Source organism: Pedobacter sp. ISL-64 (genome assembly GCF_018613605.1).
GTDB lineage: Bacteria > Bacteroidota > Bacteroidia > Sphingobacteriales > Sphingobacteriaceae > Pedobacter.
On record NZ_JAGGPU010000019.1, the window covers coordinates 45111 to 58139 of the forward strand.

General features: G+C 37.6%; 9 protein-coding genes. 4 read left to right on the plus strand and 5 right to left on the minus strand.

Going from position 1 to position 13029, the window contains the following annotated elements:
* Window positions 1-71 precede the first annotated feature (71 nt).
* The 5 genes from J7E57_RS20425 to J7E57_RS20440 all read right to left on the minus strand — a co-directional run bounded on the left by J7E57_RS20425 (window position 72) and on the right by J7E57_RS20440 (window position 7550).
* The gene (locus tag J7E57_RS20425) at window positions 72-530 is read right to left on the minus strand and encodes a lipocalin family protein (protein ID WP_215125460.1); all 459 of its coding nucleotides are present in this window, start codon (window positions 528-530) and stop codon (window positions 72-74) included.
* Window positions 531-875: 345 nt separating this feature from the next.
* Complete coding sequence (locus J7E57_RS20430; protein ID WP_215125461.1) at window positions 876-3158, minus strand: aconitate hydratase; 2283 nt, start codon at window positions 3156-3158, stop codon at window positions 876-878.
* A gap of 194 nt (window positions 3159-3352) precedes the next feature.
* The gene (locus J7E57_RS20435) at window positions 3353-6118 is read right to left on the minus strand and encodes a bifunctional aconitate hydratase 2/2-methylisocitrate dehydratase (RefSeq protein ID WP_215125462.1); all 2766 of its coding nucleotides are present in this window, start codon (window positions 6116-6118) and stop codon (window positions 3353-3355) included.
* Between the two features lie 801 nt (window positions 6119-6919).
* Window positions 6920-7117 (minus strand): hypothetical protein, encoded by a 198-nt coding sequence (locus tag J7E57_RS27360; RefSeq protein WP_317196567.1) that lies wholly within the window; start codon window positions 7115-7117, stop codon window positions 6920-6922.
* Window positions 7083-7550 (minus strand): polysaccharide deacetylase family protein, encoded by a 468-nt coding sequence (locus tag J7E57_RS20440; RefSeq protein WP_317196563.1) that lies wholly within the window; start codon window positions 7548-7550, stop codon window positions 7083-7085. The genes J7E57_RS27360 and J7E57_RS20440 overlap by 35 nt, the downstream gene beginning before the upstream one ends.
* Before the next feature lie 20 nt (window positions 7551-7570).
* On the opposite strand from J7E57_RS20440, the gene J7E57_RS20445 reads away from it, so the two are divergent.
* From J7E57_RS20445 to J7E57_RS20460, 4 genes are all read left to right on the plus strand, one after another.
* Window positions 7571-8974, plus strand: coding sequence for a TolC family protein (locus J7E57_RS20445; protein WP_251029986.1), 1404 nt, complete (start codon window positions 7571-7573; stop codon window positions 8972-8974).
* A 115-nt stretch (window positions 8975-9089) separates the two neighbouring features.
* Window positions 9090-10430, plus strand: coding sequence for an efflux RND transporter periplasmic adaptor subunit (locus J7E57_RS20450; protein WP_215125464.1), 1341 nt, complete (start codon window positions 9090-9092; stop codon window positions 10428-10430).
* A 229-nt stretch (window positions 10431-10659) separates the two neighbouring features.
* Window positions 10660-11661: an NAD(P)H-dependent glycerol-3-phosphate dehydrogenase gene (locus J7E57_RS20455; protein ID WP_251029987.1), complete on the plus strand. Its 1002-nt coding sequence runs from the start codon at window positions 10660-10662 to the stop codon at window positions 11659-11661.
* A gap of 962 nt (window positions 11662-12623) precedes the next feature.
* Complete coding sequence (locus J7E57_RS20460) at window positions 12624-12968, plus strand: hypothetical protein (protein WP_215125465.1); 345 nt, start codon at window positions 12624-12626, stop codon at window positions 12966-12968.
* The last annotated feature ends 61 nt before the right edge of the window (window positions 12969-13029 follow it).

Genomic DNA, 13029 nt, shown 5'->3' on the forward strand with positions numbered 1-13029 from the left:
TTTAAATAAAAATCCCGTCCTGATTTAACAAAACGGGATTGTACCTTATTTCACAAAAAATTAGTGTAACACTATAATCTACTGGCAGTAACCGTTGTATTTTCTGTATGAGTTTCTCCGTTCTTATTTCCAATGGCTGATTTATCGGTTCTCTTTAAAATCAAGGTATTATTTGAAATAGAAAAGGTAAAACTATTGTGGTTAAAGGCTAAATCCCCACTTAGGTTTATTTTATCACCAGTAATGGTATATTTTACCTGCACATCATCTATTGTATTCTGGTTGCTTCCTGGCAAATCTTTGAAATAAAAAATAGCATGTAAACTACCGTCTTCTTTAAATTCTAGAGTTGGCCTTGGACTTTCGTCTTTGGTATCGTCCTGATCTTTTCCTGTATTTTCGAAATTAGTGATCACATATGATTCAACTTGCCATTTACCAATTATAGAATTATTTTCAGACTCAGTTTTTTTGCACGCCGTTAAATTAAATATGGCTAGGATGGCAAATGATAATAGAAGTTTTTTCATAGTTTATGCAATTACGGGTATGATAAAAAAAACGTTTTGCTTTTAAACAAAACGGGATTAAATTTTTTGATATGTCTAATTAAAAGCCGAAACCTAAAGCAATACCGGTGCGAAGACCAAAACCTTCAATATCAGTTTCGTTATTGCCTTGTATAGCAAAGAAAGTCATGGCCGTAATGGCACAAGAAAGAGCTTTTTCATTAATTTGATTAGTTTATTTCAAGTAGCAAAAATAGAACTAATATTGTAGTTTCCAAATAAAAAAATCCCGTCCTGATTTAACAAAACGGGATTGATACGATGTCAAAAATCTCGAACTTCCGACTCTGGACTTCGGACTTCAATCTACAAAAGCGCTGCCTTAGCCGCTGCTTCAGCCCGAATAATATTTAGCGCACCACCAGCTTTAAACCATTCGATTTGTTGATCGTTATAACTGTGGTTAACCGGGAATTGCTCTTGGGTACCATCAGCATGGTGTAATACTAATGTTAATGGTTTATCTGGAGCGAATTCTGTTAAGCCTACGATATCGATGGTATCATCCTCTAAGATTTTATCATAATCATCTTTATCTGCAAAGGTTAAACCTAACATACCTTGTTTCTTTAGGTTAGTTTCGTGGATACGGGCAAAAGATTTTACCAATACAGCACGAACACCTAAGTGTCGGGGTTCCATAGCGGCATGTTCACGTGATGAACCTTCGCCATAGTTTTCGTCACCAACAACAATAGATCCTAAGCCAGCAGCTTTATAATCGCGTTGCGTTGCAGGAACCGGGCCATATTCACCCGTTAATTCATTTTTAACGTTATCTGTTTTATCGTTGAAATAGTTAACCGCACCAATGAGCATGTTGTTAGAAATGTTATCTAAGTGACCACGGAATTTTAACCATGGACCAGCCATTGAGATATGATCTGTTGTACATTTACCTTTGGCTTTGATTAAAAGTTTTAAACCTTTTAAGTCGGTACCTTCCCAAGGGGTAAATGGATCTAACAATTGTAAACGGTGCGAAGTTGGAGAAACCAAAACCTGAACGGATGAACCATCAGCTGCTGGTGCCTGATAACCTGCATCTTCTACAGCGAAACCTTTTGTTGGCAGTTCAAAACCGGTAGGTGGGTCTAATTTAACCTGTTCGCCTTTATCGTTTGTTAAGGTATCGGTTAATGGATTAAAGCCTAAATTACCTGAAATTGCAATTGCAGCAACCATTTCTGGTGAAGCCACGAAAGCGAAAGTATTAGGGTTCCCATCTGCACGTTTAGCAAAGTTTCTGTTAAACGAGTGTACGATCGTGTTTTTTTCTGCTTTTTCTGCCCCGGTACGGTCCCACATTCCAATACATGGTCCGCAGGCATTGGTAAAAATTGTTGCGTCTAAATCTTCGAAAGTTTTTAGGAAACCATCACGATCTGCAGTATAACGTACCTGCTCAGATCCTGGGTTGATACCGAATGCCGATTTGGTTACCAAACCTTTAACAATAGCCTGGTTTGCGATAGAGGCTGCTCTTGATAAATCCTCGTAAGAAGAGTTGGTACAAGAACCGATCAATCCCCATTCGACTTTTAAAGGCCAGCCGTTTTTCTCTGCCTCCACTTTCATCTGCGAAACCGGAGTAGCTAAATCTGGTGTAAAAGGGCCATTTAGGTAAGGCTCTAAAGTATCCAGATCGATCTCAATAACCTGATCGAAATAGTTTTCCGGATCAGCATAAACTTCAGCATCACCTGTTAAATATTCCTTTATTTTATTTGCTTCATCAGCAACTTCATTTCTACCCGTTGCGCGTAAATAACGTTCCATACTTTCGTCATAACCAAAAGTAGAAGTGGTTGCACCAATCTCGGCGCCCATGTTACAAATGGTGCCTTTACCTGTACAGCTCATTGAGGTGGCGCCATCGCCAAAATATTCTACAATTGCTCCTGTACCACCTTTTACGGTAAGGATACCCGCAACTTTAAGAATTACATCTTTAGCAGCAGTCCACCCGTTTAATTTTCCTGTTAACTTTACGCCGATTAATTTAGGGAATTTAAGCTCCCAAGGTAAACCCGCCATTACATCGCAGGCATCAGCACCACCAACTCCAATGGCAACCATACCCAAGCCACCCGCATTTACGGTATGCGAGTCGGTTCCGATCATCATTCCTCCTGGAAAAGCATAATTTTCTAAAACTACCTGGTGAATAATACCAGCACCTGGTTTCCAGAAACCGATACCGTATTTGTTCGATACAGAAGATAAGAAATCAAAAACTTCGGCACTTTCGGTTTTAGCATGAGGTAAATCTATTGCAGCACCTTCTTTAGCCGTAATTAAGTGATCGCAATGAACTGTTGAAGGTACAGCCACTTGTGGGCGACCAGCCTGCATAAATTGCAATAATGCCATTTGAGCTGTTGCATCCTGCATCGCAACGCGATCTGGTGCAAAATCTACGTAGTCAGAGCCACGTTTAAACGCCGTTTTAGGATCTCCATCCCAAAGGTGTGTATACAATATTTTTTCAGATAATGTTAAAGGTCTGCCAACCACTTTACGCGCAGCCTCAACGCGGCTGCCAAAGCTTGCATAAACCTTTTTAATCATGTCTATATCAAAAGCCATACTTTATTTTTTTTTAAATTATTGTTAATAACAACACTAACTAAATTAAACAATTTTTAATATACTTATTTTTAAGATTTGTCAAATTATGTTATTTAAAACCATTCTATTCAATTGTTAGTGTAAATAAAAAGGCTATCTGATTATCGGATAGCCTTAATGCTTTATTAACAATAATATAGTTTATTTGTTTCTTATTGTTTCGTAGAAATAGGGGTAAACTTGGTTAAATTAATACCTTCTACTGCTATTTTATATTCTTCGATACTTGGAATACGACCTAAAATAGCAGAAAGAACCACTACTGGCGTAGATGCCAATAAAGACTCTCCTTTTTTACCATCCTTGTCTTCTACCACCCGGCCCTGGAATAAACGCGTTGACGTAGCCATTACGGTGTCGCCTTTAGCCGCTTTCTCCTGGTTACCCATACAAAGGTTACAACCCGGGCGTTCTAAGTACATGATGTTCTCATATTCCGTACGCGCTGCAGCTTTAGGTAAGGCATCGCTGAACTCAAATCCAGAGTATTTTTGTAAATATTCCCAGTCGCCTTCTGCTTTCAGCTCATCAATAATATTGTAAGTAGGAGCCGCAACTACCAATGGTGCTTTAAACTCAACTTTACCCGTTTTATTCTCTACGTTTTTCAACATTTGAGAAACGATTTTCAGGTCATCCTTATGTACCATACAAGAACCTACGAAACCAAGATCTACTTTTTTATCGCCACCATAAAAAGTTAAGTCTCTGATGGTATCGTGCGTATAACGTTTGGAAACATCTACGTTATTCACATCCGGATCAGCAATCATTGGTTCTTCAATTAGATCCAAATCGATTACAACCTCAGCATAATATTTAGCATTATCATCCGGCATTAAAGCTGGTTTGATACCTGTTTTTATTTCTTCAATACGTTTATTTGCCTTATTGATCAAACCTTGTAGAACCTGGTTATGGTTGTCCATACCTTTGTCTATCATAATTTGAATACGATTTTTAGCAATTTCTAAAGATTGGATTAAAGTATCATCTTGCGAAATACAGATAGATGCTTTTGCTTTCATCTCTGCTGTCCAGTCGGTAAAGGTAAAGGCCTGGTCAGCCAGTAAAGTACCGATGTGTACCTCGATGATACGGCCCTGGAATACGTTTTCGCCATCAAACTGTTGCAACATTTGCAATTGAGTCGCATGAACTACATCACGGAAATCCATGTGTTCTTTCATTTGACCTTTGAATGTAACTTTTACTGACTCAGGAATTGGCATCGAAGCCTCACCAGTTGCCAGAGCCAATGCCACCGTGCCAGAATCCGCACCGAAAGCTACGCCTTTAGACATACGTGTATGCGAGTCACCACCGATGATAATTGCCCACTCATCAATAGTGATGTCGTTCAATACTTTGTGAATAACATCGGTCATTGAATGGTATTCGCCTTTAGGGTCACGGGCAGTAATAACGCCGAAGTCATTCATAAACTTCATCAGTTTAGGGATGTTTGCCTGTGCTTTTTTATCCCAAACAGATGCGGTATGGCAACCTGATTGATATGCGCCATCAACAATTGGAGAAATAACTGTAGCAGCCATCGCTTCTAATTCCTGAGCGGTCATCAAACCTGTTGTATCTTGAGAACCGACAATGTTTACTTCTACACGAACGTCAGAACCAGCATGTAAAACCTTGCCCTGTGTTAAACCTACTGCATTTCTATTGAAGATTTTTTCTACAGCCGTTAAACCTTGACCTTCAATAGACACCTCTTTAGCAGGGGCGAACACTAACGAAGGTTCGATAGCTAAAGTTTTAGCTGCAAAAGTTTGGATTTTTTTTCCAAAAACGATAGCATAAGAACTACCAGCTTTGATAAATTCCATTTTTTGCGGTGTCAACGCTTTTGAAATGTCGATCAGTTCTTGATCTCCATTGTATAATTTTTTAGTTTTTGTATTAATGGTAAGTACTGTACCCGTTTCTATAGAATAAACCTGCTCTAAAACCGGCTCGTCATTTTCGTTACGGATAACATTGCCATTTTCATCCATTTTCTTTACCCAGTTTTTAAGGTCGATACCAATACCGCCTGTTACATCAACTGTTGTTAAGAAAATTGGAGAAATACCATTGGTACCACCTACAATTGGAGCTATGTTCACAAATGGAATATAAGGGCTAGATTTTTTACCCGTCCAAAGTGCAACATTGTTTACACCCGACATACGTGAAGAACCTACACCCATGGTACCTTTTTCAGCTACCAGCATTACACTTTTATCAGGGTGTTGCGCCTGCAACGCTTTAATTTCCTCCTGAGCCTCTGGCGTAATCATGCATTTGCCATGCAATTCGCGATCTGAACGAGAGTGTGCCTGGTTACCTGGAGACAATAAATCTGTAGAAATATCGCCAATACCGGCGATAAAAGTTACCACTTTGATTTCTTCTGGTACTTCGGGAAGGTTAGTAAAGAATTCAGCCCTGGCATAACTTTCTAATATTTCTTTAGCAATGGCATTGCCATTGTTGTAAGCTTCTTTTAAACGATCGGTATCGGCATCGTATAAGAAAACCTGTGTTTTAAGTACATCTGCAGCTTTATGGGCTTTATCACCATTATCGGCCAGCGCAATGTCTAACAACACTTTGATAGAAGATCCGCCCTTCATGTGCGATAACAATTCGAAAGCAAAATCAGGTGTAATTTCTGCAACGATAGTTCCGCCTAAAATAATTTCTTTTAAAAATTCTGCTTTTACACCAGCAGCTCCGGTAGTACCCGGCAAGGTGTTGTATATGAAAAAATTAACAGCATCTGCCCTGTTAAAATTATTTACACTTTTGATTTGATCGATGATTTCACTCAATAATTCTGCTCCATCAATAGGTTTGGGATGAAGACCTTGAGCTTTTCTGTCTTCAATCTCCTGGATATAATCGTTATAAATACTCATCTTAGCTATTTTATTCTTTTTCTTATAAGATTGTGCAACAAAATGTACACCCGCTTTTTACAAAAAAGAATACTGTTTTTGTATATTAATTTGCGTTTACTGAGCCAATAGGGCCGAGTTTTTTGGTTAAAACAAAAATAGCAAAAAACAACCCTTAAATGTAATTTGGGCAGGCGATTAAGTAATTTGGAATTATTCTAAACAGCGAAAGAGAGGGGGAATTAAAGGCAGTAAAAACACATAAGTTATGGCTGGGTTTATGCAATTAGTAAGTGTTTTTTGAGTGGCTGTTATAAATAAAATCTCTATTCTTTCAGCTTTATATTATAATCGTCACACTGATCTGTAGCGCAGCGGAAAGCTAGGTAGTAAACCGAGCTTTAAGCGAGCTTGCCGAAAGTAATTCATTTCGAGGTCTATCTAGCAGAAAAGCTGAGGCTGTCTCATAAATATAGAATTGTCATCCTGAGCCTGTCGAAGGACCTGTTTAAATAGATCGAAAGGCGTTTCGACAAGCTCAACGTGACAAACTCTAATTGAGTTACAAATATGATGCAGCCTGATGACGATCGCATCAAGAAAAAAAGTTAAAAACTGGTCGCTACAACATCATGTTAATTGGGCGGCTGTTAATCACGTAATAAAGAAGTTATAAACGATAGGATCTTAACCTGGCTTAACCGTTCGTTATCGGACAGATTTGTGCGATTTTGAACAGTTATTTATTGTTTGATATATTAATTTGTTGATAATCAGATTGTTGGCGTGTATTTAATGCCTTGGCATAGGATTAGCTTAAGGCTAAAGCGTTGAAAATGTGAAACCTTTTTCACTAAAATAAGCCAATACTTTTGGAAGTGCGTAAGATAAACGGTCGAATGCTTTTAAACTGTCATGAAATACAATTATAGAACCATTTTCGGTATGTTTAATCACGTTTTGATAACATTTTTCGGGCGAAAGCTTAGTGTCGAAATCGCCGCTGAGTACATCCCACATTACGATTTCGAGTTTGGAGTTTGGAGNNCCAAACTCCAAACTCCAAACTGCGGATCTGGCTCTTCCTAATCCTTCCGTAAGGTGGGCGGAAAAGATTTGTTTGTGTAAGTTCCTGGCATTTTAGTGTATTTTGAAGGTAGGTTTCATTATCGGTTTTCCAGCCTTTTAAATGATTGAAAGTATGGTTGCCAATGGCATGTCCGTCGTTTTTTACACGTTCAAAAACTTCGGGGTGTTTTACAATATTATCGCCAATGCAAAAAAATGTAGCTTTAGCATTAAAGACTTTTAAAGTTTTTAATACAAAATCTGTAACATTGGGTATGGGTCCATCGTCAAAGGTCAAATAAATAACTTTTTCGGTGCGGGATTTATTCCATAATAGTGATGGATAATACCATTTTAGCAGAAGCGGTGATTTGATCAGGTACATTTTAGCTACAAAGTTACTAAATGCCTGTACAGATTGAAATTATTAAAGTTGTTTATATAGATTTGAAACAAATTATGAAGATGTTTACCAAGAATAAGTTAATTACCGGATCTGCGTTATTAGTAGCATTAAGTTTTAGTCAGAAAATTAAGGCTCAAGAAGTTATCAGTATTCAACAGGCAGTTGAAAACACATTAAAAAACAATTTAAATATTAAACAAGCCGCTTTTAGTGCTTCTTTAAGTGAAGAAACTGTTCGTCAATCTAAAAACGCACTCTTACCTACCTTAAATGGTACCATTAACCAGTCGATGCAATGGGGTAGAAGTCAACAGGTATCAGGTTTATTCGAAAACACTCAAAATTATAATTTAAGTCCAAACGTAAGTACGAATGTTTCGCTTTTTGAGGGTGGTACTAAACTGAACCAGATCAGACAAAACAAAATTTTACTGGCCGCTAACGAAACCAACGTAGAAAAGGTAAAGAACGATCTGATCCTTCAGGTGGTTACGGCTTATCTTCAGGTGTTAAATAATGAAGATCAGGTAAAGGCTACAAAGCAACAATTAGATGTAGCCAATTCTACTTTAAAAAGAGAACAAGCACTATTAGATGTTGGAAATAAAACCCTGGCCGATATTTCTCAGGCAAAATCGCAGGCAGCCACAGCCGAGCTTAATTTAACAAATGCTCAAAACCAGCTAACCATATCTTATTTAACTTTAGGCCAATTGATGGAGATTCAACCTCCAATGACTTTTAAGGTTCAGCCTCCTTTGGTTAATGAGATGGGTAATATTCAAACCACTTATGTGCCTACTGATATCTATAACCAGGCTTTAGCCACATTCCCTGATATTAAATTAGCGGAATTAAACAGTAAAGCAGCCGAAAAAGGTATTGCTGTAGCTAAGGGTGGATTCTTTCCTCAGATTAGTTTAGGTGCTGGTTTAGGATCGGCTTATTACTATCAGTTTAATTCGAGTTTTCCAATATCGAAATTCACCGATCAATTATCTGATAACTTTGGTCAGTATGTGAGTATGGGAATTTCCATTCCGATTTTTAATGGTTTTACAACAAGATCAGCGGTAAGGAAAGCGAAAATTAACTGGATGCAGCGCAAAACTGATGAGCAGCTATCAAAAAACAATTTGATCAAAGTAATCAATCAGGCAGTTGCCGATCTTAGTGCCGCACAAAGTAGATACTCTTCTACCCAAAATGCTTTTCAGGCCCAGAAAGATGCTTTTTATGTAATCGATCAACGTTACAATGTAGGATTGGTAAACTCGCTGGATTACAGTACTGCTCAAACCAATAGAAACAAAGCCGAAATAGATTTTATCTTAGCAAAATACGATTTACTGTTCAGGGCTAAAGTAATTGATTATTATTTGGGTAAACAGATCACATTTTAAGATTTAAAGCTGAAAAATAGAAAACGAAAGTTTTAGTTTTATACCGTCACATTACAACGTTTTAACTTTAAAACATTACAACATAATACAACAAACGAAATACAATCAATAAATTATGAAACTGAAGCACATTATTATTACCGTAGTTGCTATCATAGCTCTTCTAGTTATACTAAAGCTAACTGGAGTTATAGGCGGGAACAAAACCGAAAAAATAACTACAGAAAAAGCATCAGATAAAACTGTTGTTGAAACAGTTACTGCAAGTGGTAAAATTCAACCGGAAACTGAGGTTAAATTAAGTTCTGAAGTATCGGGAGAGGTAGTAGAATTAAAGGTAAAAGAAGGTGATATTGTTAAAGCAGGCCAATTGCTTTGTAAAGTACGCCCTGATGTTTTGCAATCAGGCTACGAGAGAACCGTAGCGAGTTTTAATGCGCAAAAATCAAGTGTTGCAGCTGCGCAACAACAATTGGCACAAAACCAGGCTAACTTTGTAAATGCAGACGCAACTTACAAACGTAATGTAGAGCTTTTTAAGAAAAAAGTAATATCGGCTTCAGAGTTTGATGCGGCAAAGGCTGCTTTTTTAACAGCTAAAGCAAATTTGGCCAGTGCAAAAGAAAATGTAACCGGTGCTAAGTTTACTTTAGAGCAAACAGGGGCAAATGTTAAAGAAGCTGGTGCAAACTTGGCTAAAACAACAATTTATGCTCCGGTTGATGGTGTGGTTTCAAAATTGTCAATCGAATTGGGAGATCGTATTTTAGGAACGTCGCAAATGGCAGGTACAGAAATTATGCGTATCTCTAACCTATCATCAATGGAAGTTAATGTTGATGTTAACGAAAACGATATTACCCGTGTTAAAGTTGGCGATAAAGCTTCGATTGAGGTTGACGCTTTCTCCGATAAAAAATTTAGAGGTGTAGTAACCGAAATTGCAAGTTCATCAACAGCTGTTGGTACTGCGGTATCTACTTCAGTAGATCAGGTAACCAATTTCTCTGTAAAAATTAGAATTACTGAAGAACTAGCGGGTAAACAACAATCTATTTTCCGCCCGGGCATGTCGGCCACAGTTGATATCGAAAGCGAATCGTTAACAGGTTTAGCTATTCCAATTCAGGCTGTATTTACTGATAGTGGTAAATCTGGCGATGCTGGTCAAAACCAGGGCAATCAGGAAAACACCGATAAACAGAAATCTAAATTAACCGATAAAAAAGTGAAGCAATATATTTATGCTTACGATGCTAAAACTAAAAAGGTTAAAAAGACAGAGGTAACCACAGGAATCCAAAATGACCAGTTTATTATCGTGAAATCTGGTGTTAAAACTGGCCAGGAAATTGTTACCGGTCCTTATTCTGCCATCCAAAACAAATTAAAAGACGGAATGATTGTAGAAAAAACATCTAAAGACCAATTGTTTAGCAAAGACGCTAAGAAATAGCCTTTTTAGGCGTAAGGTTAAAGGTGTGAGGTGTAGGGTTTTGCCTATTCACCTCACACTTTTTATCGTAAATATCTACAAGAAATAGTAACTTGCGAGCTTGAGATGTAAGATTTGGATGTGGAATATGGTTCTTCAGCCTAAACTTTACATCTTTTACCTTGAGCTTTAGTACGTAGGACATAATAACCTTATGCCTTTTACCTTAAGCCTTATACCTCTTTAAAACATGGTACCTAAAATAGCAATGATTGGGGGCGGGAGCTGGGCTACTGCCATTGTTAAAATGCTTGCAGATAATTTATCTGAAAAGGAAATTTTTTGGTGGATGCGCAACGAGGCAGCCATAGCGCACATTAAAAAATTTAAACACAACCCTAATTATATTAGTTCTGTTGAGATTAAACTTACTCAGGAAGACCATATCTCTTCAGATATCAATTCCATCATAAAATCTGCCGAATTTGTAATTCTAAACGTTCCGGCAGCATTTTTAAAAGACACTTTAACTTCCATCACCGCCGAAGATTTAAAGGGCAAAAAAATCATTTCAGCCATAAAAGGCATAGTACCCGAAGATAATCTGATTATCGGCGAATTTTTGCACGAAAATTATAATATCCCATACGATGATATTTTAGTGGTTAGCGGACCATGCCATGCCGAAGAAGTAGCTTTAGAAAAATTATCATACCTAACCATAGCCTGTACCGATGTAGACAAAGCATCAACATTTGCTTCATTTTTAAATACCCGTTACATTAAAACAAACGTATCAGACGACATTTTCGGGACGGAATATGCTGCGGTTTTAAAAAATATTTATGCCGTAGCCAGCGGTATTTGTCATGGCATAGGTTATGGCGATAACTTTCAGGCCGTATTGATCAGCAATGCCATCCGTGAGATTAAACGTTTCGTCGATGCCGTTCACCCCATCAACAGGGATATTATGGAGTCGGCATATCTTGGCGATTTATTGGTTACAGCCTATTCGCAGTTCAGCCGCAACCGTACGTTTGGTAACATGGTAGGCAAAGGTTACACCGTAAAATCTGCCCAATTGGAGATGAATATGGTTGCAGAAGGTTATTATGCAGTTAAATGTATGCATATTAAAAATCAGGCGTACAATGTAGATATGCCAATTTGTAAGGCGGTGCACAGTATTATTTATGAAAACCATTCGCCACATATCGAAATGAAATTGCTGGCCGAGAAATTAAATTAATGTCAACCTAGGGATATTTTATTTCATAAAATCAATATAATTACAGGAGAATTTAAAGAGGTGAGTCAATTAGAAGTACCGTCATTTCGACCGTAGTGGAGAAATCTTTAAATTCGATTTCAATAATATAGTTTAAAGATCTCTCCACTTCGCGGTGCTTCGGTCGAGATGACGATCATTCTATCGAAATCTATCAATGCTAGTATAGTCAAAAGGTCTATTTAATTTATTTATCTCTAGAGGTCTTCGACTGCGCTCAGACTGACAACTGTGGTACTTAACCTTGTTATGATTTGTATTTCTTGCAGCACCAATTGTTTAGCCCCGGGCGAGCGGCATCCCTGAAGCGCAGCGAAAGGATACAGCGAAGAACGGGAACAAATCTTAATAGTTGCTACTGCCTTTGCGCTTCAAAAAAAAACAATTTAAATCTTTTGTAAAGCAAGTTTGGTGCTTTTCGGTTCGGGTAGTCCTTCTTTTCGCTATTATCTTTTTGTGATCGTTAGTCGGTATATTTTTGGTGGTGCAACAAAAAGGATAACTGCTTCAATAAGGTTTATTGAATGAGGGGCTTTGCAAGAAATAAAAAATGGATGCTTATGAAAGAGGTAGGTAGGCGTTTTGTATTTCTTGCAGCACCAATTGTTTAGCCCCGGGCGAAGCGGCATCCCTGAAGCGCAGCGTAAGGATATAGCGGAGAACGGGAACAGACGCTAATAGCTGCTGTGACCATGCGCTCCAAAAAAATAAAAATTTGACTTAAAGCATTTTAAGTAACTTTCCATTAGGAAGCTCTTCAACGAATTAGCGCAATTATGCTTTTTTGTAAATCAAGATCTTTTACCCTTGATTATTGTTCTCTACTTATAAAATAATATCCTAAAACTTTATCTTTATTAGTGTAACAGAAATAAAACAAATCTTATGATCAACTGTTATTCTCTAAACAAAATATAGCTGTCATGAAAAGAAAATTAGTAATGGGTTTATTAACGCTGGCCTTATTTGGAGGTGCAGCCTTAACTGTAAATGCTCAGGAAAAGAAAAAAACTGAAGTAGGTAAAGCATTAGATCATACCGGTAAAGCAATTGGTAAAGGTGCTAAATCTGTAGGTAATAAAACTGCCGAAGTAGCAGTAAAAGGCGGTTCGAAAGTTGCAGATAAAACCTGGAAAGGTAAAATGGCTCCAGATGGATCTAATGTTTACATCAATGCGAAGAATGAAAAATATTATGTAAACTCGAAAGGTGCTAAAATCTGGTTAAAACCTAGTCAGATTAAAAATAGACCTGTAGATAAGAAATAGTAGTAAAATATGCGATCAGAGAGAAGTCTAGTTTTCAAAACTGGACTTCTCTTTTATAGGC

What these genes read in the sequence shown, in the direction of transcription:
- J7E57_RS20425 (WP_215125460.1), bottom strand. Translation starts at nt 530, where the DNA reads ATGAAAAAACTTCTATTATCATTTGCCATCCTAGCCATATTTAATTTA.
- J7E57_RS20430 (WP_215125461.1), bottom strand. Translation starts at nt 3,158, where the DNA reads ATGGCTTTTGATATAGACATGATTAAAAAGGTTTATGCAAGCTTTGGC.
- J7E57_RS20435 (WP_215125462.1), bottom strand. Translation starts at nt 6,118, where the DNA reads ATGAGTATTTATAACGATTATATCCAGGAGATTGAAGACAGAAAAGCT.
- J7E57_RS27360 (WP_317196567.1), bottom strand. Translation starts at nt 7,117, where the DNA reads ATGTGGGATGTACTCAGCGGCGATTTCGACACTAAGCTTTCGCCCGAA.
- J7E57_RS20445 (WP_251029986.1), top strand. Translation starts at nt 7,571, where the DNA reads ATGCCTGTACAGATTGAAATTATTAAAGTTGTTTATATAGATTTGAAA.
- J7E57_RS20450 (WP_215125464.1), top strand. Translation starts at nt 9,090, where the DNA reads ATGAAACTGAAGCACATTATTATTACCGTAGTTGCTATCATAGCTCTT.
- J7E57_RS20455 (WP_251029987.1), top strand. Translation starts at nt 10,660, where the DNA reads ATGGTACCTAAAATAGCAATGATTGGGGGCGGGAGCTGGGCTACTGCC.
- J7E57_RS20460 (WP_215125465.1), top strand. Translation starts at nt 12,624, where the DNA reads ATGAAAAGAAAATTAGTAATGGGTTTATTAACGCTGGCCTTATTTGGA.